21 protein-coding genes are annotated in these 20,512 nt (G+C 63.6%); 19 read left to right on the plus strand and 2 right to left on the minus strand.

Annotated elements, in window-relative coordinates; genetic code table 11:
• Positions 1-77: 77 nt before the first annotated feature.
• Complete coding sequence (gene argB, locus ACLF6L_RS00570) at positions 78-983, plus strand: acetylglutamate kinase (protein ID WP_412852121.1); 906 nt, start codon at positions 78-80, stop codon at positions 981-983.
• An 8-nt stretch (positions 984-991) separates the two neighbouring features.
• Here argB and ACLF6L_RS00575 read toward each other — a convergent pair whose 3' ends face one another.
• The gene (locus tag ACLF6L_RS00575) at positions 992-1,645 is read right to left on the minus strand and encodes a DUF4124 domain-containing protein (RefSeq protein WP_238617214.1); all 654 of its coding nucleotides are present in this window, start codon (positions 1,643-1,645) and stop codon (positions 992-994) included.
• Positions 1,646-1,701: 56 nt separating this feature from the next.
• A complete protein-coding gene (pyrE, locus tag ACLF6L_RS00580; protein WP_238617215.1) occupies positions 1,702-2,343 on the minus strand; it encodes an orotate phosphoribosyltransferase in 642 nt (213 codons plus the stop codon).
• 120 nt (positions 2,344-2,463) lie between these two features.
• Between pyrE and ACLF6L_RS00585 the strand changes: the two genes are divergently transcribed.
• The 18 genes from ACLF6L_RS00585 (at position 2,464) to atpG (ending at position 20,481) form a co-directional block, all read left to right on the plus strand.
• Positions 2,464-3,240 carry an exodeoxyribonuclease III gene (locus ACLF6L_RS00585; RefSeq protein ID WP_238617216.1) on the plus strand — a complete coding sequence of 259 codons (777 nt, stop codon included), beginning with the start codon at positions 2,464-2,466 and terminating at the stop codon, positions 3,238-3,240.
• A gap of 220 nt (positions 3,241-3,460) precedes the next feature.
• Positions 3,461-5,449 (plus strand): BCCT family transporter, encoded by a 1,989-nt coding sequence (locus ACLF6L_RS00590; protein ID WP_238617217.1) that lies wholly within the window; start codon positions 3,461-3,463, stop codon positions 5,447-5,449.
• A 190-nt stretch (positions 5,450-5,639) separates the two neighbouring features.
• Positions 5,640-6,833, plus strand: a complete 1,194-nt coding sequence (locus tag ACLF6L_RS00595; protein ID WP_412852799.1) for a quaternary amine ABC transporter ATP-binding protein — start codon at positions 5,640-5,642, stop codon at positions 6,831-6,833.
• Positions 6,830-7,678, plus strand: a complete 849-nt coding sequence (locus tag ACLF6L_RS00600) for an ABC transporter permease (protein ID WP_412852122.1) — start codon at positions 6,830-6,832, stop codon at positions 7,676-7,678. The genes ACLF6L_RS00595 and ACLF6L_RS00600 overlap by 4 nt, the downstream gene beginning before the upstream one ends.
• Positions 7,679-7,956: 278 nt before the next feature.
• Entirely contained in the window at positions 7,957-8,811 is an 855-nt protein-coding gene (locus ACLF6L_RS00605) for a glycine betaine ABC transporter substrate-binding protein (RefSeq protein ID WP_238617219.1), read from the plus strand.
• Positions 8,812-8,906: 95 nt separating this feature from the next.
• Entirely contained in the window at positions 8,907-9,926 is a 1,020-nt protein-coding gene (locus ACLF6L_RS00610; RefSeq protein WP_412852123.1) for a porin, read from the plus strand.
• Between the two features lie 147 nt (positions 9,927-10,073).
• Positions 10,074-10,967, plus strand: coding sequence for a PfkB family carbohydrate kinase (locus ACLF6L_RS00615; protein WP_238617221.1), 894 nt, complete (start codon positions 10,074-10,076; stop codon positions 10,965-10,967).
• A gap of 50 nt (positions 10,968-11,017) precedes the next feature.
• On the plus strand, positions 11,018-12,910 hold the full coding sequence (gene mnmG / locus ACLF6L_RS00620) for a tRNA uridine-5-carboxymethylaminomethyl(34) synthesis enzyme MnmG (RefSeq protein WP_412852124.1): 1,893 nt from the start codon (positions 11,018-11,020) through the stop codon (positions 12,908-12,910).
• Between the two features lie 19 nt (positions 12,911-12,929).
• Positions 12,930-13,565 carry a 16S rRNA (guanine(527)-N(7))-methyltransferase RsmG gene (gene rsmG / locus ACLF6L_RS00625; RefSeq protein WP_412852125.1) on the plus strand — a complete coding sequence of 212 codons (636 nt, stop codon included), beginning with the start codon at positions 12,930-12,932 and terminating at the stop codon, positions 13,563-13,565.
• Positions 13,566-13,570: 5 nt separating this feature from the next.
• On the plus strand, positions 13,571-14,389 hold the full coding sequence (locus tag ACLF6L_RS00630) for a ParA family protein (RefSeq protein ID WP_412852126.1): 819 nt from the start codon (positions 13,571-13,573) through the stop codon (positions 14,387-14,389).
• A gap of 3 nt (positions 14,390-14,392) precedes the next feature.
• Positions 14,393-15,271, plus strand: coding sequence for a ParB/RepB/Spo0J family partition protein (locus tag ACLF6L_RS00635; RefSeq protein ID WP_238617225.1), 879 nt, complete (start codon positions 14,393-14,395; stop codon positions 15,269-15,271).
• Positions 15,272-15,480: 209 nt separating this feature from the next.
• Complete coding sequence (locus ACLF6L_RS00640; protein ID WP_238617226.1) at positions 15,481-15,813, plus strand: ATP synthase subunit I; 333 nt, start codon at positions 15,481-15,483, stop codon at positions 15,811-15,813.
• A 15-nt stretch (positions 15,814-15,828) separates the two neighbouring features.
• Entirely contained in the window at positions 15,829-16,602 is a 774-nt protein-coding gene (atpB, locus tag ACLF6L_RS00645; RefSeq protein WP_238617227.1) for a F0F1 ATP synthase subunit A, read from the plus strand.
• A gap of 96 nt (positions 16,603-16,698) precedes the next feature.
• Positions 16,699-16,974 (plus strand): F0F1 ATP synthase subunit C, encoded by a 276-nt coding sequence (gene atpE, locus ACLF6L_RS00650; protein ID WP_008932344.1) that lies wholly within the window; start codon positions 16,699-16,701, stop codon positions 16,972-16,974.
• A gap of 59 nt (positions 16,975-17,033) precedes the next feature.
• Positions 17,034-17,504 carry a F0F1 ATP synthase subunit B gene (locus ACLF6L_RS00655; RefSeq protein ID WP_238617228.1) on the plus strand — a complete coding sequence of 157 codons (471 nt, stop codon included), beginning with the start codon at positions 17,034-17,036 and terminating at the stop codon, positions 17,502-17,504.
• A 10-nt stretch (positions 17,505-17,514) separates the two neighbouring features.
• Positions 17,515-18,051, plus strand: coding sequence for a F0F1 ATP synthase subunit delta (locus tag ACLF6L_RS00660; RefSeq protein WP_238617229.1), 537 nt, complete (start codon positions 17,515-17,517; stop codon positions 18,049-18,051).
• A gap of 13 nt (positions 18,052-18,064) precedes the next feature.
• Entirely contained in the window at positions 18,065-19,606 is a 1,542-nt protein-coding gene (atpA, locus tag ACLF6L_RS00665; RefSeq protein WP_238617230.1) for a F0F1 ATP synthase subunit alpha, read from the plus strand.
• 14 nt (positions 19,607-19,620) lie between these two features.
• A complete protein-coding gene (gene atpG / locus ACLF6L_RS00670; RefSeq protein WP_008932348.1) occupies positions 19,621-20,481 on the plus strand; it encodes a F0F1 ATP synthase subunit gamma in 861 nt (286 codons plus the stop codon).
• The last annotated feature ends 31 nt before the right edge of the window (positions 20,482-20,512 follow it).

A 20,512-nucleotide genomic window follows, 5' to 3' on the forward strand; every position in this document is an offset into this window, starting at 1 on the left:
CTGCGCGGGAATGACGGCAAGGGGTTGTTTCAGAATTTCTTCAACACCTGCCCGGTCTGAAACCGGAGACTTCCCGAATGTCCGAACACACCGCCATGGACCACACCAGTCCCCAGACCATCGCCCGGGTCCTGACCGAGGCGTTGCCCTATATCCAGCGCTTTTCCGGCAAGACACTGGTCATCAAGTACGGCGGCAACGCCATGGTGGACGAGGAACTCAAGCGCGGCTTTGCGCGGGATATCGTGCTGCTCAAGCAGGTGGGCCTGAATCCGGTGGTGGTCCACGGTGGTGGCCCCCAGATCGGCAGGATGCTCAGCCAGCTGGGCAAGGAATCCCGTTTCGTGGATGGTTTGCGGGTGACGGACCGGGAGACCATGGACGTGGTGCAGATGGTGCTGGGTGGTCTGGTCAACAAGGAGATCGTCAATCTCATCAACCAGTTCGGTGGCCGCGCGGTGGGCCTGACCGGCAAGGACGGCGGGCTGATCCGGGCCCGGCGCCTGAGTCATCGCCGTGCCGGCGAAGACCCCGAGGCCTCGGAGATCATCGACCTGGGGCACGTGGGTGAGGTGGCTTCCATCGATCCCGCCGTGGTGCACATGCTGGATTCGGGGGCCTTCATTCCCGTGATCGCGCCGGTAGGCGTGGGCGAGGATGGCGCGGCCTACAACATCAATGCCGACCTGGTGGCCGGCAAGATGGCCACGGTGCTGGGGGCGGAGAAGCTGATCCTGCTCACCAACACCACCGGGGTCCTGGACGGAGAAGGCAACCTGCTCACCGGTCTGACGGCCCGTCAGGTGGACGAGCTGATTGCCACCGGGGTGATCCACGGCGGCATGATTCCCAAGATCCTGTGCGCCCTGGACGCGGTGAAGTCCGGCGTCAAGACGGCCCATATCATTGACGGACGGGTGCCCCATGCGGTGATGCTGGAGCTGCTGACCGACAAGGGAGTGGGAACCCTGATCCGGGGCTGACGGGCCTTTCAGCGCCGGGGCTGGGTGTCGGCCTGTTGCCGACGCAGCTCCCGGAACCGCTCCAGATCCCGGGCAAACCGGGCCAGCACGGCATCCCGTTCCTGTCGGCGTTCTTCCAGGTACGCTTCCTGTACCCGGATCTGGCGTTGCAGGGAGTCGGCCTGTTCCCGCAGGCCTTCCGGTACCGGCCTGCCGCCGGCCTCAAGGCCGGCGATGCGTGTATTGGCCTGTGTCAGCTGATCACGCAGATTGCCCAGTTTGTCCCGGGTGAGGTTCATGTTGGCCTCGATCAGGGCCACGCGGTCATCCCGTGCGTGCAGCAGTTCGCGCTCGGAGCCGAAGGATTGCAGCAGAACCCGGTCGACCCGCTCCTGTTCCGCCCGTTGCTGTTCCAGGGCCTCCCGACGTTCCCGTTCCGCCTGTTCGGCGGCCAGCTCCTGCGGCGTTCTCGCCCGGTCCAGGCGCTGGATCACCAGTCCCCTGTGATCAAGGACCTCGCGGTCATACCGGGTCGTGTCCGGGGGCGGGGTGTCGCTCATGTGAGTCTGACCGGACTCGTCCACCCAGCGGTAGACCTGTGCGGAGGCCGTGCCGATGAGCCCGGCGGCCAGCATGGCCGCCAGTATCGGTGTGGTTCCTGCTGTTGGAAAAATCCTGGGCATGCCTCATTCCCGCCACGGGTTCAGGGGTGCCGTCGCCCGCGTATTCGCGGGGCAGGCTAGATGCCGAATTCTTCCCGATAGGCCTGCACGGCGGCACGATGCTGCGCCATGTCCGGCAGGTCCTCCAGAAAGACGATCAGGTCCGATAGGGACGCAATGGCATGGACCTGCAGACCGTAATCCCGTTCCACTTCTTGAATGGCGGACAGCTCGCCGCGCCCCCGTTCCTGTCGATCCAGTGCGATCAGCACGCCGGCCGGTTCCGCGCCGGCGGCCTTGATGATCTCCACGGATTCACGGATGGCGGTGCCCGCGGTGATCACATCGTCCACGATCATGACCCGCCCGGACAGGGGGGCGCCCACCAGGGTGCCGCCTTCGCCGTGGTCCTTGGCTTCCTTGCGATTGAAGCAGAAGGGGTAGTCGCGGTCGTGCTCCTGGGCCAGGGCCACCGCGGTGGCGGCCACCAGGGGGATGCCCTTGTAGGCGGGGCCGAAGAGCATGTCCACCCGGGCGTTCGATTCCACCAGGGTACGGGCATAGAAGGCACCCAGGCGGGCCAGGTCCCGGCCGGTGTTGAACAGGCCGGCATTGAAGAAATAGGGGCTGGTACGGCCGGATTTGAGGGTGAAGGAACCAAAGCGCAGGACGCCGCGTTCCAGACAAAACTGAAGGAATTGGGTGCGATAGGTATTCATGATTGAGAAATTACAATGTCCTGTGGGAGGGCACAAGCCGGGCTGGACGCCCCCTGTCGGTGGGCTGTGTTAAGTTGTCGGATTGTACCCGGACCCCGTGAACACTGCCCTGTCGATCCGATGCGAATCATCACGCTCAACGCCAACGGCATTCGTGCCGCCGCCCGTAAGGGCTTTTATGCATGGCTCAAGGCCCAGGACGCGGACGTGGTCTGCCTTCAGGAGACCAAGGCCCAGATCCATCAACTGACCGACGAGGCCTTTCATCCCGCCGGCTATTTCACCTGTTACCTGGATGCCCGGAAAAAGGGTTACAGCGGGGTGGCCCTGTATGCCCGGCGCAAGCCCGATGAAGTCGTCATGGGGATGAATTCCGAGGAGTTCGACCCCGAAGGCCGCTATATCGAGGCGCGTTTCGGTGATTTGTGTGTTGCGTCCGTGTATGTGCCCTCCGGGTCTTCCGGCGAACTTCGCCAGGCGGCCAAGTACCGTTTCATGGACACCTTCATGGCGCAGTTGCGGCAGAAACAGGCCAATGATCGCGAATACATCCTGTGCGGGGACTGGAACATCGCCCACAAGCCCATCGACCTGCGCAACTGGAGGAGCAACCAGAAGCACTCCGGTTTCCTGCCCGAGGAGCGGGCCTGGCTGGATGTGCTATTTAATGAAGTGGGCTGGGTGGATACCTTCCGACGGTTGAATCAGGCGCCGGAACAGTACACCTGGTGGGCCAACCGGGGGCAGGCCTGGGCGAAGAACGTGGGGTGGCGTCTGGATTACCAGATTGCCACGCCGGGCGTGGCGGCGACGGCTCGTGGGGTGAGCATCTACAAGGATGAACGGTTCTCGGATCATGCCCCGGTCATCACCGACTACGACTGGCCGTTCCCATAGGGATATCCCGGGCAGGTCATTCCCGCGCAGACGGGAATCCAGGCAAGGGCCGGCATTCTGGGCTTCCGCATCCCAGGTGAACGCGGTGCCAAGGCCGGTCTTGCTGGCTATTTTTTAACCAGTTCGCATTATGTCAAAGGTTCGTGTTAGCGTAAAAAAAGGCTGCGGAAGGTCTGCTTTCCGCTGAATTCCGGCGATCCAGCCCACGAAGGGAGGTTACATGACCGAACAGAGTGCGTCTCCAGCCCGTGCTCCACGCATCCTGATGAACCCGCCGGTGTTCATCACCTCCGCGGTACTCACCCTGGTCTTCGTGCTGTTTGCCGCCATCTTCACCGAGACGGCGGGCACCGTCTTCAGTGCCGTGCAAGGCTGGATCTCCGATTCCGCCGGCTGGTTCTATGTGCTGGCGGTGGCTGGATTCGTGGTCTTCATGGTCGGAGTAGCGGTGTCCAGTTACGGCAACATCAAGCTGGGTCCGGATCACAGTCAGCCCGACTACAGCTATGCCTCCTGGTTCGCCATGCTGTTCTCCGCCGGCATGGGCATCGGCCTCATGTTCTTCGGCGTGGCCGAGCCGGTCATGCATTACGTCAGTCCGCCGGTGGGCGATCCGGAGACCGTCGAGGCCGCCCGCCAGTCCATGCGCATCACCTTCTTCCACTGGGGGGTTCATGCCTGGGCCATCTATGCCGTGGTGGCCCTGTCCCTGGCCTACTTCGCCTTCCGACACGACCTGCCGCTGACCATCCGCTCCTCCCTGTATCCGTTGATCGGTGACCGCATCCACGGCGGCATCGGCCACACGGTGGATACCTTTGCCGTGCTGGGCACCATCTTCGGCGTCGCCACCTCCCTGGGGTTCGGCGTCATGCAGATCAACTCCGGCCTGAACTACCTGTTCGATATTCCCAATGCCCTCTCGGTGCAGATCATCCTGATCGTGGTCATCACCGCCATCGCCACCCTGTCCGTGGCCCTGGGGCTGGATGGCGGCATCCGCCGGATCTCGGTGCTGAACATGATCCTGGCCGCGGGCCTGCTGGCCTTCGTGCTGGTGGCCGGCCCCACCGTCTATCTGCTGCAGACCCTGGTGCAGAACACGGGGAATTACGTCTCCAACCTGTTCTACATGACTTTCAATCTGTATGCCTACGAGCCCACCTCGTGGATCGGCGGCTGGACCCTGTTCTACTGGGGTTGGTGGATTGCCTGGGCGCCCTTCGTGGGCATGTTCATCGCCCGGGTTTCCCGGGGCCGCACCATCCGTGAATTCACCTTCGGTGTGTTGCTGGTGCCGGTGGGCTTCACCATCATGTGGATGACCTTCTTCGGCAATACCGCCCTGCACATGATCATGGTGCAGGGCATCACCGAGCTGTCGGACGCGGTGGCGGCGGATACCTCGGTGGCCCTGTTCCAGTTCTTCGAGCATCTGCCCCTGTCCTCCATCATGGCCCTGGTGGCGACCCTGCTGGTGGTGACCTTCTTTGTCACTTCATCGGACTCCGGTTCCCTGGTGGTGGACATCCTCACCTCCGGCGGCAAGGAGGAATCCCCCACCTGGCAGCGCATCTTCTGGGCCGTGATCGAGGGCATCGTGGCGGCGGCCTTGCTCATCGCCGGCGGCCTGGCGGCCCTGCAGACCGCCACCATCGCCAGTGCCCTGCCGTTCGCCATCATCATGTGCTTCATGTGTTGGGGGCTGCTCAGGGCCCTGCGCATCGACACCATGAAACGGATCAGCCTGCGCGAGGCGCGGGTGGCCCCCATCGGCCCCCATGCCCCGGTGAGCTGGCAGCATCGCCTGCGGACCATTGTCCATCAGCCCCGGCGTAACGAGGTCCTGCGCTATATCCAGGAGGCCGTGAAGCCGGCACTGGAAGCGGTGGCCGAGGAGCTGCGCAAGCAGAACCTGGATGCCCACACCGGCGTGGGCGAGGACGGCCGCTGCTGGGTGGAAGTCCGTCACGGCGAGGAGATCGATTTCTTCTATTCCGTGCGGCCCCGCGCCTATGAACCGCCCACCTTCGTCATGCGCGACACCCGCAGCCAGCGTGCCGAGGCGCTCAAGTACTTCCATGCGGAAGTGCATCTGAGCGAGGGCGGCCAGGACTACGACGTCATGGGCTGGAGCAAGGACGCCATCATCAATGATGTGCTGGAGCACTACGAGCGTCACATGCACTTCCTGAGTGCCGTACGCTGATCCCTCGATGGACCGGGGGCCGTGGATCAAGCGATCCCCGGCCCCTTTCCTTTTTACCCGTCGTCAGACACTGACACCGACCCGCCCCTTCCGGGGTGAAGACAGGACAGTAGCCTTGCAACAACCGAAAATCGCAGTCAAAAACCTCACCAAGGTCTTCGGCGACCCGCCGGCACCGGCCTTGAAACTCATGGAGGAGGGACATGACCGCAAGGAGATCCAGCAACGTACCGGACTTACCCTGGGTATTGCCGACGTCAGTTTTGATGTGGCGCAAGGGGAGATCCTGGTGGTCATGGGTCTGAGCGGATGCGGCAAATCCACTTTGATCCGCTGTCTCAACCGTCTGATCGAGCCGACGGCCGGGCAGGTGCTGATCGATGGGGAAGACATCACCGGATTGAGCAACAAGGACCTGCTCGCCCTGCGGCGCCGCAAGTTCGGCATGGTGTTCCAGAATTTCGCCCTGTTCCCCCACCGCACCATCCTGCAGAACACGGCCTTCGGGCTGGAGATCTGCGGCATGGGCCAGGACGAGCGGGAGCAGCGGGCGGCCCAGGCCCTGCAACTGGTGGGCCTGGAAGGCTGGGAGCAGGCCTTTCCGTCTCAGCTTTCCGGGGGCATGCAGCAGCGGGTGGGTCTGGCCCGGGCGCTGGCCGTGGACCCGGATATCCTGCTCATGGACGAGGCCTTCAGCGCGCTGGACCCGTTGATACGTCGGGACATGCAACAGGAGCTGATCAATCTGCAGGCACGGGTGAAGAAGACCATCGTGTTCATCACCCATGACCTGGACGAGGCCCTCAGGCTCGGTGATCGCATCGTGCTGATGAAGGATGGGCGGGTGGTCCAGATCGGCACGCCGGAAGAGATCCTGAGTTCCCCCGCCAGTCGTTATGTGGAGCGCTTCGTGGAGGATGTGGACAAGACCCAGATCCTCACCGCCGGCGGGATCATGCGCGATGCAAGGGTGCTGGCCCTTCCCTCGGACGGCCCTCGCACCGCCCTGCACAAGATGGAAAAGGAGAGTTTCTACAGCCTGTTCGTGGTGCGGCGGGACGGCACCCTGGAGGGGTATGTGTGGGCGGATGACATGGGCCGGGCGATCGAGCAGGGAGACAGGCAGATTGGCCCCCACATCCAGCGGGACCATCAGACGGTGGCGCCGGACGAGCCGGTCAGCACCCTGATCGCCATGCTCGCGGACAGCCGCATTCCGGTGGCGGTGGTGGACGAGGCCGGGCGCCTGCTGGGCACCATCGTCAAGAGCAACGTGCTGGCGGCCCTGGCGGCCGGTCAGTCGGATCAGGCAGTGACGGCGGCAGACGCCGCAACCGCCGCGGACAAAACCGCCGCGGACAAAACCAGTGAAGCATGCTCATGAATCATGATTTTCCTTTCTTCGGCAAATTTCCCCTGTCGGATTACATCGACGACGGCCTGGACTGGCTGACCGATACCTTTTCCGGTCTGACCCGTGCCATCAGTAACGTGCTGGGCGACGGCGTGGACGGCGTGGTGATGTTGCTGAGCTTTCCACCCCCCTGGCTGGTGATCCTGGCCTTTGCCGGCATTGCCTGGCTGGCGGCGGGGCGTCGGGTGGCCATCGGCACCGCGGCCGGTCTGCTGTTTTTGTGGAACCTGCAACTCTGGCAGGCCACCATCGAGACCCTCACCCTGGTGTTGTTCGCCACGGCGGTGGCGGTGGCCATTGCGTTGCCCATCGGCATCCTGGGCGGGCTGTCGGAGCGCTTCCACCGGGCCACCATGCCGGTGCTCGACTTCATGCAGACCATGCCTGCCTTCGTCTATCTGATCCCGGCGATTCCCTTCTTCGGTCTGGGTCAGGTGTCGGCCATGTTTGCCACCGTGATCTTTTCCATGCCGCCGGCCATCCGTCTCACCATCCTGGGCATCCGTCAGGTGCCCCGGGAGCTGGTGGAGGCCGCGGATGCCTTTGGCGCCAGCCGGCGGCAGAAACTGTTCAAGGTCCAGCTGCCTCTGGCGGTGCCCACCATCATGGCGGGCATCAACCAGACCATCATGTTGGCCCTGTCCATGGTGGTGATCGCCGCCATGATCGGCGCCGGAGGCCTGGGGGGCGAGGTCTGGCGGGCGATCCAGCGTCTACAGCCGGGCAACGGTTTCGAGGCCGGCATTGCCATCGTGATCCTGGCGATGATCCTGGACCGGGTGACCCAGCGCATTGGCCGGAAACGCGGATCGTAACCGGGTAGGTCATTCCCGCGAAAGCGGGAATCCGGTGGGGGCTCGGCGCCTGGGCTCCCGCTTTCGCGGGAGTGACGACTTGAGAGTATCGGGAGTGACGACCTAAGGGTGTCGGGAGTGACAATCGGGGGCATCAGCCGTAACGGCTTGGAAGTATTGGGAATGACCACCCCGGGTATCGGGAGTGACGGTTGGGGGTGGTTGGAAGTGACGGCAGGAGGCTTTTTGAGAACTTTCTGAGTATCCATGCAATTCTTCGGAGGAAAATGATGACTTCAATGACAAGGCCGGGAATCCCGGTGATCGCCAGTCTGATCCTGGCGGCAACTCTGGTATTTGCCCCTCTGTCGGCCCTGGCGGGCGACAAGGGACGGATCAACATCCCCTATGTGGAGTGGGCCAGTGAAGTGGCTAGTACCAACGTGATCCGGGTGGTGCTGGAAGAGGCCGGCTACGACGTGCGGCTGACGTCCGTCAGCGCCGCGGCCATGTGGCAGTCCGTCGGCACCGGTGACCAGGATGCCTTCGTGGCCGCCTGGCTGCCCACCACCCATGAGCATTATCTGGAGCGGGTCAGGGACCGGGTGGAAGACCTGGGGCCCAACCTGGTGGGTACCCGTATCGGTCTGATGGTCCCCACCTATGTGGAAATTGACTCCATTGAGGAGCTGAATGACCACGCCCGCCGTTTTGACCGTCGCATCATCGGCATCGACCCCGGTGCGGGCCTGATGAGCAGCACCGAGCGGGTGATCGACGAATACGGCCTGAGACTGCGCCTGATCGAAGGTTCCGATGCCACCATGACCGGCGTGCTGGCCAATGCCGTCCGCAACAATGACTGGGTGGTGGTCACCGGTTGGACGCCTCACTGGAAGGAAAGCCGCTGGGAGCTGAAATATCTGGACGACCCCAAGGGTATCTATGGCGGCGAGGAAGCCATTCACACCATCGTGCGTGCCGGCCTGAAGGACGACATGCCCGAGGCCTACGCCATCCTCGACAACTTCAACTGGACGCCCGCCCACATGGCCGAGTTGATGATGATGAACGAGGAAGGGGGAGATCCCTACGAGAACGCCAGGCGCTGGGTCGAACAGAATCGGGACCTGGTGGACACCTGGTTGCCCTGAGTGTTCCGGGTGGCGGGTTGCCGGGGTGTTTCCGGCTCCCCGCCGCCGGCTCATCAATCGATATCACCGATGTATCTGACTGGAAAAACCGACTTATGAACAGAAAGACCCTGATTGCCTCTTCCGTCGCCGCTGCCCTGGCCGTGCCCGCCATGGCTCAGGCCGGTGAACTCAACTTTGATTTCTACGGCTCCGCCCGAGTGCAGGTGGAGTCCGTGCGTCCCGATAACCGGGAGCATCTGGACTCCTATACCGGCGTGCGGGATGCCTATTCCAACATCGGTTTCAACGCGGACTATCCCCTGATGGAAGGCCTGACCCTGATCGGTCAGCTGGAACTGCCCCTGGATCTGGCCAACAAGGCCGTTCAGGACCCGTGGGACCAGGAGCAGGATGTGCGCGTGGCCCAGATCGGTGTCCAGGGCGAGATGGGGACCTTCCTGTACGGCCAGATGTGGTTGCCCTACTACAATGCCATCGCCGCCCCGGTGGACATGTTCAGCACCTACTACAGCGGGTTTGCCACTTTCACGACTTTCCGTGAGAAGGACAGTGTCAGCTACTACAGTCCTGATCTGAACGGCTTTTCGCTGGCCTTTGCCTGGAGCGATGGTAATGGCTTCAATGATAATGATGATGACCGCATTCAGCTCACCGGCAGCTATAGCTTCGGCAATACCACGATTGCCGTGGGCATGGATGACTTCCGTGGGGATCAAAACGTGACCCTGGCCGGTCTTTCCCTGGCCCATACGATGGGCAACCTCTATCTGGGCGCCAAGCTGGAGCGCTTTTATAGCGATATTAACGACAGTGCTGTTTACGGCAATGACGGCGACATGGCCATGAACGTCTACGCCGGCTACACCCTGGGCAAGAACACCTTCAAGCTGATGGTGGCCGAGGTGGAGAACTACGGTGAGAGCATCGTCCACGTGGGCGTGGATCATCAGTTCAATCCCAGCCTGAGGTTCTTTGCCGAGTACTACTTCGAGCAGGAGACGGCGGCGATTACTGAAAAGCGCGGTGGTCGGGCTGACGGGTATGGTGTCGGCTCCGGTCAGGATATCCGCGGCGGCCAGGTCTTCGCCGCCGGCATGCGTTTCGACTTCTGATTGACCCTTTCGTCGGCGGGCCGGCTCCCAAGGGGGTGGCCCGCCGCTTCCCTGCCGTGCTTTTGCGCTGCAATACCTTTACCCCGCTGCCTCCCTTTCACTATCCTGTGCGCAACACCACCACAGGCCCTCGGGGCACCATCCACCATGGCCCATATTCTCGGCATCGGCGTCGCCACCCTGGACATCATCAACATCGTTGACCACTATCCGGTGGAGGACGAGGAGATCCGCGCCCGGGAACAGCGCGCCTCTCCCGGCGGCAATACCGCCAACAGCCTGTATGTGCTGCAGCAACTGGGGCACCAGTGCGACCTGGCCGCCGTGGTGGCCGATGATCCGGACGGCGAACATCTGCTGTCCCTGCTGGCGGAGCGGGGGATCAACGTGGAAACCTGTCGCCGGCGCACCGGGCGCACCCCCTGTTCCTACATCACCCTCAATGCCGCCAACGGTTCCCGCACCATCGTCCACTACCGCAACCTGCCGGAACTGGACGCCCCTCATGTGGCCAAGCTGAACCTGGACAAGTATCAATGGGTGCACGTGCAGGCCCGGGATACCCACACCACCAGCCGCATGCTCCAGGCCCTGCGCAGCCAGCAGAAATCCCATCAGCCCATCTCCCTGGAGGTGGAAAAGGACCGGGACGGGGTGGACATGCTGTTCGGGCAACCGGATGTGATCATCTTTTCCCGCCCCTTCGTGCTCGGGCGGGGCTACGAGGAGCCGGAACCGTTCCTGCGCAGCGTGCACAAGCGCGTGCCCGGCGCCGTGCTGATCTGCACCTGGGGCGAGGAGGGCTCCTGGGCCTGGGCCAGTCGGGATGGCCTGTTCCATGCCCCGGCCTGGCGCCCACCCCGGGTGGTGGACACCCTGGGGGCCGGGGACGTGTTCAATGCCGGCCTGATCCATGCCCTGGCCACGGGCAGTTCCGTGCCCGATGCCCTGGCCACGGCCACCCGTCTGGCGGGTTACAAGGTGGGGCGGCAGGGACTGGACGGGCTGGATGCCGCGCTGGTGGTGCCCGAGGAGGACTGATCCGCGCTACACTATCAGGATTTTCCCCACTTCCGGCCCGGCTCTTGACTATGCAATACCAGGCACAATACGACGTCATCGTCGTGGGCGGCGGCCACGCCGGCACCGAGGCCGCCCTGGCGGCGGCCCGCATGGGCTGCAGGACCCTGCTCCTGACCCATAACATCGACACCATCGGCCAGATGAGCTGCAATCCCGCCATCGGCGGCATCGGCAAGGGCCATCTGGTCAAGGAGATCGACGCCCTGGGCGGCCTCATGGCCCGCGCCGCCGATCTGGGCGGCATCCAGTTCCGCACCCTCAACAGCCGCAAGGGGCCTGCCGTGCGCGCCACCCGCGCCCAGGCGGACCGTGCCCTCTATAAGGCCGCCGTGCGCCGGGCGGTGGAAAACCAGCCGGGCCTGTCCCTGTTCCAGCAGGCGGTGGACGATCTGATCGTGGCGGGGGACCGGGTCACCGGGGTCGTCACCCAGGCCGGTCTGCGCTTTGATGCCCCTTGCGTGGTGCTGACCGTGGGCACCTTCCTGGGTGGTCTCATCCATGTGGGCGAGGCCAACTACGCCGGTGGCCGCGCCGGTGATCCGCCGGCCATCCGCCTGGCCCAGCGGTTGCGGGAGCTGCCCTTGCGGGTCGGGCGTCTGAAGACCGGCACGCCGCCCCGCATCGATGCCCGCAGCATCGATTATTCCCGCCTGGCCGAGCAGCCCGGGGATACCCCCGTGCCGGTGTTCTCCTTCCTGGGGCAGCCTTCCGATCATCCGCCCCAGGTGAGCTGTCACATCACCTGGACCACCCCCCGCACCCTGGAGGTGATCCGCGCCAACCTGCACCGGTCTCCCATGTACAGCGGCGTGATCGAAGGGGTGGGGCCGCGCTACTGCCCCTCCATCGAGGACAAGGTGGTGCGCTTTGCCGACAAGGAACGCCACCAGATCTTCATCGAGCCGGAAGGGCTCGACACCCATGAGGTGTACCCCAACGGTATCTCCACCAGCCTGCCCTTCGACGTGCAGGTGGATGTGGTGCGTTCCATCGAGGGCTTCGAGCAGGCCCACATCACCCGTCCCGGCTACGCCATCGAATACGACTTCTTCGACCCCCGGGACCTGCGCCCCAGCCTGGAGACCCGACCGCTGCAGGGTCTGTTCTTCGCCGGTCAGATCAACGGTACCACCGGCTATGAGGAGGCCGCGGCCCAGGGGCTGGTGGCAGGCATCAATGCCGCCCTGCGGGTGCGGGAGCGGGAGCCCTGGCATCCGCGCCGGGAAACCTCCTACATGGGTGTGATGATCGATGATCTCATCACCCGGGGCACCCGGGAGCCCTACCGCATGTTCACCAGCCGGGCCGAGTACCGTCTCACCCTGCGGGAAGACAATGCCGATCTGCGCCTCACCCCCGTGGGCCGCGAACTGGGCGTGGTGGATGATGCACGCTGGGCGGCCTTCGAGCGCAAGCGGGAGGCCATCGAGCAGGAGTCTCGGCGATTGGGGGTCACGGTCATGCGCCCGGGGGATGTGTTGCCGGAGGACGGCGAGCGCCTGTTCGGCGGCCCCCTGAGTCGGGAGTATTCCCTGATGGACCTGCTGCGGCGCCCCGGGGTGGCCTATGCGGACCTGATGTCCCTGCCCGGTGCCGGGCCGGCCGTGACGGATGTCCGGGTGGCGGAACAGGTGGAAATTCAGGCCAAGTACGCCGGCTATATCCAGCGCCAGAAGGACGAGGTGGACCGGACCCGGCGCCTGGAAGACACGGCGCTGCCCGATGATCTGGACTACGGCGCCGTCAGCGGCCTGTCCCACGAGGTACGCCAGAAGCTGGCGGATCATCGCCCCCATACCGTGGGTCAGGCCTCCCGCATTCCCGGCGTGACCCCCGCCGCCGTCTCCCTGCTGCTGGTGCACCTGAAGAAGCAGGCCCAGGGCCTGAAGCGCAGTGCCTGATTCCCGGATATCCGACGCCATGTCCCATGCCCTGACGCCCGCCGCGGACGAGTTGCTTCGTCGCGGCCTGAGCGAGCTGTCCCTGTCCCCGACCCTGGCCGATCCCCTGGCGCGCTATCTGCGCCTGATGGAGCGCTGGAACCGGGCCTACAACCTCACCGCGGTGCGGGATTTCGAGGACATGGTCCGACTGCATCTGCTGGACAGTCTGGCGGTCCTGCCCTGGGTGCGGGGGCCGCGCATCGCCGATATCGGCACCGGCCCCGGCCTGCCGGGGATTCCCCTGGCCCTGGCCTGTCCCGACTGGCAGCTGGTGTTGCTGGACTCCGGCGGCAAGAAGGCCCGCTTCCTGCGCCAGGCAGTGATGGAGCTGGGGATTGCCAATGTCGTCGTGGTGCAGGACCGGGTGGAAAACTATCGCCCCGACGGGGGCTTTGATACAGTCATCAGCCGTGCCTTCGCCGCCACCACCACCTTCACCCGTCTGGCCGGGCATCTGTGCGCTCCCACGGGCCGGTTGCTGGCCATGAAGGGCCGGGACGCGGATGATGATTCCGAGGCGTTGCCCGATGGCTGGCGGGTGGTGGCCACCCATTCGCTCCGGGTGCCGGGCCTTGAGGCCGTGCGGCATCTCGTCGAGATCACCAAGGACTAGCACACATGGGCAGAATCATCGCCGTGGCCAACCAGAAGGGGGGGGTGGGCAAGACCACCACCAGCATCAATCTGGCCGCTTCCCTGGCCGCCACCCGGCGCCGCGTACTCCTGATCGACCTGGACCCCCAGGGCAATGCCACCATGGGCAGCGGCGCCGACAAGCACGATCTCGCCCACAGTGCCTGCGACGTGCTGATGAAGCGCGTCAGCGCCGAACAGGCCATCATGCGTCTGGAGCCGGTGGGCTACAGCCTGATGCCCGCCAACGGGGATCTGACGGTGGCGGAGGTGAGCCTGATGACGGCCCTGCGCCGGGAATATCGGCTGCAGGAAGCGCTGGCAACGATCCGGGATCAGTACGATTTCATCTTCATCGACTGCCCCCCCTCCCTGAACATGCTCACGGTGAATGCCCTGGTGGCGGCCCATGGGGTGATTATCCCCATGCAGTGCGAGTATTACGCCCTGGAGGGTTTGTCGGCCCTGGTGCAGACCATCGACAGCATTCGCGAGTCGGTCAACCACGAGCTGCACATCCACGGTCTGCTGCGCACCATGTTCGATCCGCGCAACAACCTGACCACCGAGGTGTCCGAGCAGCTCACCCGTCACTTCGGTGACAAGGTCTATCGCACCGTCATTCCCCGCAACATCCGCCTGGCCGAGGCGCCCAGTCACGGTCTGCCGGTGATTTTGTATGACAAGTCCTCCCGTGGCGCCCTGGCCTACCTGGCGCTGGCGGGAGAGATCCTGCGCCGCGAAGGTCGCGGAGCCGCGCCCGAAGGGGCGGCCGAGGCAGTGTCCGTTTCTGGAGAGCAGTAAGTCATGGCAAAGAGAAAGACAGGGCTGGGGCGTGGTCTGGACGTCCTGCTGTCCAGCGCCGGTGCTACCGGCGCCCGGTCCGAGCCGGAGGCCCACGAAGCGGGCGGTGCCGGTCTGCGCCAGATCCCGGTGGAGCAGGTCAGCCGCGGGCGCTATCAGCCCCGGGTGAGCATGCGTCCCGAGGCCCTGGAGGCGTTGGCCGAGTCCATCCGCGCCCAGGGCGTGGTGCAGCCGGTGGTGGTGCGCCCGGTGGCCGGCGGCTATGAGCTGGTGGCGGGTGAGCGCCGCTGGCGGGCGGCGCAGATGGCCGGTCTGCGGGAGATCCCTGCGGTGGTGCGGGAGGTGCCGGATCAGGCGGCGGCGGCCATGGCCCTGATCGAAAACATCCAGCGGGAGGATCTCAATCCCCTGGAGGAGGCCAATGCCCTGCAGCGGCTGATTCACGAATTCGGCATGACCCACCAGCAGGCCGCCGAGGCGGTGGGGCGTTCCCGGGCCGGCGTCACCAACCTGCTGCGCCTGCTGGAGCTGGAGGGGCCGGTGAAGGCCCTGCTGGACGAGGGGCGCCTGGAGATGGGGCATGCTCGTGCGCTACTGGCCCTGGTCGAGGGCGAGCAGGTGACGGCGGCTCGTCAGGTGGTGGAAAAGGGCTTGTCGGTACGGGAGACGGAGCGGCTGGTGCAGGCGTTGCTGAAGAACGCAAAACAGGAGGCCGCGCCACCGCCGCCACGCAACCCGGATGTGGCGAGGCTGGAGAGCGAATTGTCCGACCGGCTGGGGGCGCGGGTGAACATTCAGTACAACACCAAGGGCAAGGGGCGCCTGGTGATCCAGTACAACAGCCTGGACGAGCTGGACGGGATTCTGGGACACATCCGCTGACATACGCCGCCACATGGGAGCATTAACAGTCACTGATGCGTTGACCCCCCGACCATGGCCTCTTATAATCCGCGGCTGCCGTCGACCGTGGGCGCCTGTCCGGCGCCGGGAAGAATGGGTGAACCTCATTATCATTAACGAGTCAGACAAGCCGTTCGCCCGGGGCGGTCATGATTAATCGGACTGCCGCATGGGTCCTCGGGTTGCAGATGACCGTGGCGATTGCCGGATGGCTGATCGCCTTCGGGCTGGCCGGACCACAGGCCGCCTGGTCTGCGTTGACGGGGGGCATGATCAGTGTTATCTCGACGGCTTATTTTGCCCTGCGCGTCTTTTCCGGCCGGAGAGGGAAGCCGGCAAAGGTCATCGTGAGAAGTTTTTATGTCGGCGAGGCGCAGAAGATCCTCCTGACCGTCATCCTGTTTGTGGTTGCAATCGTGTGGCTGAAAGTGGATTTCCTGCCCATGTTCCTGACTTACATGGCCGGTTTCATGGCTTTCTGGCTGGCGCTGCTGCCGATGCTGTCCGGTGCAAACGAGTAAAAGCGAGCGAACACCATGTCAATGGAATACGAATCTGCTGGGGATTACATCAAGCACCATCTGGGTCACCTGACGCTGGGTAATCCCGAGTCGTTCTGGTCGATCCATGTGGATACCATGCTTTTCTCCCTGCTTGCAGGCGGGGTGTTCCTCTACCTCTTCATGCAGGTGGCCAAGAGCGTCACCACCGGCGTCCCCGGCGGCCTGCAGAACTTTGTCGAAATCATCGTCGGCTTCGTGGACCAGCAGGTGAAGGACACCTTCCACGGTCGTTCCGACCTGATCGCCCCGTTGGCGCTGACCCTGTTCGTGTGGATATTCCTCATGAGCATCGTCAAGCTGCTGCCCTACGACCTGTTCCCCTACATTGCGCATGCCATCGGCATTGAATACCTGCGCATCAACCCCACGTCGGACATCAACGCCACTTTCGGCATGTCCATCGCGGTGTTCTTCCTGATCATTTTCTACAGCATCAAGATCAAGGGCGGTGTCGGCTTCGCCAAGGAGATGATGTTCCATCCCTTCGGCAAGTGGCTGCTGCCCTTCAACCTGGTCCTCAAGGTGGTCGAAGAGGTTGCCAAGCCCGTCTCCCTGTCCCTGCGACTGTTCGGGAACATGTACGCCGGCGGCCTGATCTTCAGCCTGATCGCCCTGTTGCCCTGGTACATCCAGTGGACCCTGGGGCTGTCCTGGTCCCTGTTCAAACTGCTGATCATCACCCTGCAGGCCTTCATCTTCATGGTGCTGACCATCGTCTATCTGAGCATGGCCCACGAAGACCACTGATGAATGACGTCTTCCCGGCCGGTGCATCACCGGCCGGGGTTCATTCAAACCAAGTTGTTCTTGCATTGTTTTGACCTTTCACATTTGGAGGAAGTTATGGAACTCGCACTTGCTGTCGCTAACGTTCAGGGTATGACCGCCATCGCTGTTGGCCTGATCCTGGGTATGGGTGCTCTGGGTACCGCCATCGGCTTCGGTCTGCTGGGTGGTCGTTTCCTGGAAGGCGCAGCCCGTCAGCCGGAAATGGTGCCGATGCTGCAGGTCAAGATGTTCATCGTGGCCGGTCTGCTCGACGCCGTGACCATGATCGGTGTGGGTCTGGCCCTGTTCTTCACCTTTGCAAACCCCTTCCTGGGTGCGGTGACCGGTTAAGGCACGGATCTTTTTCCGCGCATGCCATCCGTTAAACCGTCTCAAGGGGAGGTAGCAACGTGAATATCAATCTCACGCTGCTCGGCCAGATGATCACCTTCGCCATGCTGGTGTGGGTCACCATGAAGTATGTGTGGCCCCCCATCATCAAGGCGATGCAGGAGCGTCAGAAGCAGATTGCCGATGGCCTCGCCGCTGCCGAGCGTGGCAAGCATGAGCAGCAGCTTGCCGAGGAAAGAGCCAAAAAGGTTCTTCAGGAGGCCAAGCAGCAGGCCGCAGACATCGTCGCCATGGCCCAGAAGCGGGCCAACGAGATCGTGGAGTCCTCCAAGGACACCGCGCGTCAGGAAGGCGATCGCATCAAGGCGGCTGCCCAGTCCGAGATCGAGCAGGAAGTCATCCGTGCGCGCGAAGAACTGCGCAAGCAGGTGGGTACCCTGGCCATCTCCGGTGCTGAACGCATCCTGAAGAAGGAAATCGACGCCAAGGCCCACAATCAGGTGATCAAAGACCTGGTGAGCCAGATCTAGGTGAGCCGCCATGTCTGAAAACACGACGGCCGCAAGGCCTTACGCCAAGGCGGTGTTCGAAGTCGCTCGTGATGCCAGCAATCTGGCCGGCTGGTCTGACCAGCTGGCCTTCATGTCGGCAGTTGCGCACGATCCGAACATGCGTGCCTTACTCGACAGCCCCAAACTCACCCGCGAGACGATCGCCAAGGCCTTCATCGAAGTGTGCGAGGGCAAGGTGGATGACGGCGGACGCAACTTCATCCGTCTGCTGGCGGAGAATGGCCGGCTTGCGCTGCTGCCGGAGATCACCGCCCTGTTCGAGGTGATGCGTGCCGACGCCGAGAACAAGGTGGAAGCCACCGTGATCTCCGCCCAGGCGGTGGATGCGGAACAGCAGAAGTCCATCGCCGCAGCCCTGAAGAAGCGGCTCGGCAGGGAAGTGGAGCTGGTCTGCGAAGTGGACGACAGCCTCATCGGCGGCGCCATCATCCGCGCGGGAGATCTGGTCATCGATGGCTCAGTCCGTGGGCGCCTGGCGCGCCTGGCCTCCAATCTGAGCCGCTAAGAGGATTCGAAATATGCAACTCAACCCGTCTGAAATCAGTGAACTGATCAGCCAGCGCATCAAGAGCTACGAGTCCGCGGCGGAAGCACGCACCGAGGGCACCGTGGTCAGCCTGTCCGATGGTATCGTCCGCCTGCACGGTCTGGCCGATGTCATGCAGGGTGAAATGATCGAGTTCCCCGGCAACACCTTCGGCATGGCCCTGAACCTGGAGCGCGACTCCGTGGGCGCCGTGGTGCTGGGTGACTACAAGCACATCAAGGAAGGCGACACCGCCCGCTGCACCGGTCGCATCCTGGAAGTCCCGGTGGGCGAGGCCCTGCTGGGTCGCGTGGTGAACTCCCTGGGCCTGGCCATCGACGGCAAGGGCGCCATCGAGACCAAGCACAGCTCCCCCATCGAAAAGATCGCCCCGGGCGTGATCGACCGCAAGTCCGTGGACCAGCCGGTGCAGACCGGTCTGAAGGCCATCGACGCGATGGTGCCGATCGGCCGCGGTCAGCGTGAGCTGATCATCGGCGACCGCCAGACCGGCAAGACCGCCGTGGCCGTCGACGCGATCATCAACCAGAAGGGTACCGGCATCAAGTGTATCTACGTGGCAGTGGGCCAGAAGGCCTCCTCCATTGCCAACGTGGTGCGCAAGCTGGAAGAGCATGGCGCGATGGATCACACCATCATCGTCGCCGCCACCGCCTCCGACTCCGCCGCCATGCAGTACATCGCCCCCTACGCCGGTTGCGCCATGGGCGAGTACTTCCGTGACCGCGGTGAAGACGCCCTGATCATTTACGACGACCTCACCAAGCAGGCCTGGGCCTACCGTCAGGTCTCCCTGCTGCTGCGCCGTCCGCCGGGCCGTGAAGCCTATCCGGGTGACGTCTTCTACCTGCACTCCCGTCTGCTGGAGCGTGCCTCCCGTGTCAACGCCGAGTACGTGGAAGCCTTCACCAATGGCGAAGTGAAGGGCAAGACCGGCTCCCTGACCGCCCTGCCCATCATCGAAACCCAGGCGGGTGACGTGTCGGCCTTCGTGCCCACCAACGTGATCTCCATCACCGACGGCCAGATCTTCCTGGAAACCGACCTCTTCAACTCGGGTATCCGTCCGGCCATCAACGCCGGTCTGTCCGTGTCCCGTGTGGGTGGTGCGGCCCAGACCAAGATCATCAAGAAGCTGGGTGGTGGTGTGCGTCTGGCCCTGGCCCAGTATCGCGAGCTGGCTGCGTTCTCGCAGTTCGCCTCCGACCTGGACGAGGCCACCCGCAGACAGCTGGAGCGTGGCCAGCGCGTCATGGAACTCATGAAGCAGAAGCAGTATGCCCCGCTCTCCATTGCCGAGATGGCGTTCTCCCTGTATGCCGCCGAACAAGGCTACCTGGACGATGTGGAAGTGAAGAAGGTCGTGGACTTCGAACACGCCCTGCACGACTACCTGCGCTCCAGCCAGGCGGAACTGCTCGCCAAGATCAACGAGAAGGGCGACTACAGCGATGAGATCCAGGCCGGCATGAAGGCTGCCCTGGAAGACTTCAAGGCAAACCACAGCTGGTAACCGGGAGCTGACTTATGGCAGGCGCAAAAGAGATCCGCGGCCAGATCAAGAGTATCAAGAATACTCAGAAGATCACCAAGGCCATGGAGATGGTGGCCGCCAGCAAGATGCGCAAGGCGCAGGACCGCATGCTGGCGACCCGCCCCTATGCCGACAAGATCCGTCAGGTGATGGGGCACGTGGCGATGGCCCATGCCGAATACCGGCACCCCTACCTGGAGGAACGCGAGGTCAAGCGGGTGGGCATCATCGTCGTCTCCACCGATCGCGGCCTGTGCGGCGGCTTGAACATCAACCTGTTCAAGAAGACCGTGCAGACCATGACCGAATGGCGCAACAAGGGCGCGGAGATCGAGTTGTGCCTGATCGGCAACAAGGCGCTCGGATTCTTCCGGCGCCTTGGCGGCGAAGTCGTGGCCAATGTGGGCAACCTGGGCGATCGGCCTCGGTTGAATGACCTCATCGGCACCGTCAAGGTCATGCTGAATCACTACGACGAAGGTCGTATCGATCGGCTGATCCTGATGGAAAACGAGTTCGTCAACACCATGAGCCAGCAGCCCAAGGCCACCACCCTGCTGCCCATCGTGCCGACCGGCGAGCAGGAGCTCAAGCATCACTGGGATTACATCTACGAACCGGACACCGTGCCGGTGCTGGATACGCTGCTGACCCGGTACATCGAGTCGGTGATCTACCAGGCGGTGGTCGAGAACGTTGCCTGTGAGATGGCTGCCCGCATGGTGGCCATGAAGTCCGCCACCGACAACGCAGGGGATCTCATCCATGAGCTGCAGCTGGTCTACAACAAGGCCCGCCAGGCAGCCATCACCCAAGAGATCTCCGAGATCGTCGGCGGCGCCGCAGCGGTCTGAGGCCGACCCCGGTTCAAGATTTGAGAGACTA

The organism is Ectothiorhodospira shaposhnikovii (assembly GCF_047222355.1).
Taxonomy (GTDB): Bacteria; Pseudomonadota; Gammaproteobacteria; order Ectothiorhodospirales; family Ectothiorhodospiraceae; genus Ectothiorhodospira.

Bases quoted from the DNA above. Each gene is read 5' to 3' on its own strand.
- atpB (WP_238617227.1), top strand. From the start codon at position 15,829: ATGTCAATGGAATACGAATCTGCTGGGGATTACATCAAGCACCATCTG.
- ACLF6L_RS00640 (WP_238617226.1), top strand. From the start codon at position 15,481: ATGACCGTGGCGATTGCCGGATGGCTGATCGCCTTCGGGCTGGCCGGA.
- rsmG (WP_412852125.1), top strand. From the start codon at position 12,930: ATGTCCCATGCCCTGACGCCCGCCGCGGACGAGTTGCTTCGTCGCGGC.
- atpA (WP_238617230.1), top strand. From the start codon at position 18,065: ATGCAACTCAACCCGTCTGAAATCAGTGAACTGATCAGCCAGCGCATC.
- atpE (WP_008932344.1), top strand. From the start codon at position 16,699: ATGGAACTCGCACTTGCTGTCGCTAACGTTCAGGGTATGACCGCCATC.
- ACLF6L_RS00660 (WP_238617229.1), top strand. From the start codon at position 17,515: ATGTCTGAAAACACGACGGCCGCAAGGCCTTACGCCAAGGCGGTGTTC.
- pyrE (WP_238617215.1), bottom strand. From the start codon at position 2,343: ATGAATACCTATCGCACCCAATTCCTTCAGTTTTGTCTGGAACGCGGC.
- ACLF6L_RS00585 (WP_238617216.1), top strand. From the start codon at position 2,464: ATGCGAATCATCACGCTCAACGCCAACGGCATTCGTGCCGCCGCCCGT.
- ACLF6L_RS00575 (WP_238617214.1), bottom strand. From the start codon at position 1,645: ATGCCCAGGATTTTTCCAACAGCAGGAACCACACCGATACTGGCGGCC.
- argB (WP_412852121.1), top strand. From the start codon at position 78: ATGTCCGAACACACCGCCATGGACCACACCAGTCCCCAGACCATCGCC.
- mnmG (WP_412852124.1), top strand. From the start codon at position 11,018: ATGCAATACCAGGCACAATACGACGTCATCGTCGTGGGCGGCGGCCAC.
- ACLF6L_RS00635 (WP_238617225.1), top strand. From the start codon at position 14,393: ATGGCAAAGAGAAAGACAGGGCTGGGGCGTGGTCTGGACGTCCTGCTG.
- ACLF6L_RS00600 (WP_412852122.1), top strand. From the start codon at position 6,830: ATGAATCATGATTTTCCTTTCTTCGGCAAATTTCCCCTGTCGGATTAC.
- ACLF6L_RS00590 (WP_238617217.1), top strand. From the start codon at position 3,461: ATGACCGAACAGAGTGCGTCTCCAGCCCGTGCTCCACGCATCCTGATG.
- ACLF6L_RS00630 (WP_412852126.1), top strand. From the start codon at position 13,571: ATGGGCAGAATCATCGCCGTGGCCAACCAGAAGGGGGGGGTGGGCAAG.
- ACLF6L_RS00595 (WP_412852799.1), top strand. From the start codon at position 5,640: ATGGAGGAGGGACATGACCGCAAGGAGATCCAGCAACGTACCGGACTT.
- ACLF6L_RS00605 (WP_238617219.1), top strand. From the start codon at position 7,957: ATGACAAGGCCGGGAATCCCGGTGATCGCCAGTCTGATCCTGGCGGCA.
- atpG (WP_008932348.1), top strand. From the start codon at position 19,621: ATGGCAGGCGCAAAAGAGATCCGCGGCCAGATCAAGAGTATCAAGAAT.
- ACLF6L_RS00615 (WP_238617221.1), top strand. From the start codon at position 10,074: ATGGCCCATATTCTCGGCATCGGCGTCGCCACCCTGGACATCATCAAC.
- ACLF6L_RS00610 (WP_412852123.1), top strand. From the start codon at position 8,907: ATGAACAGAAAGACCCTGATTGCCTCTTCCGTCGCCGCTGCCCTGGCC.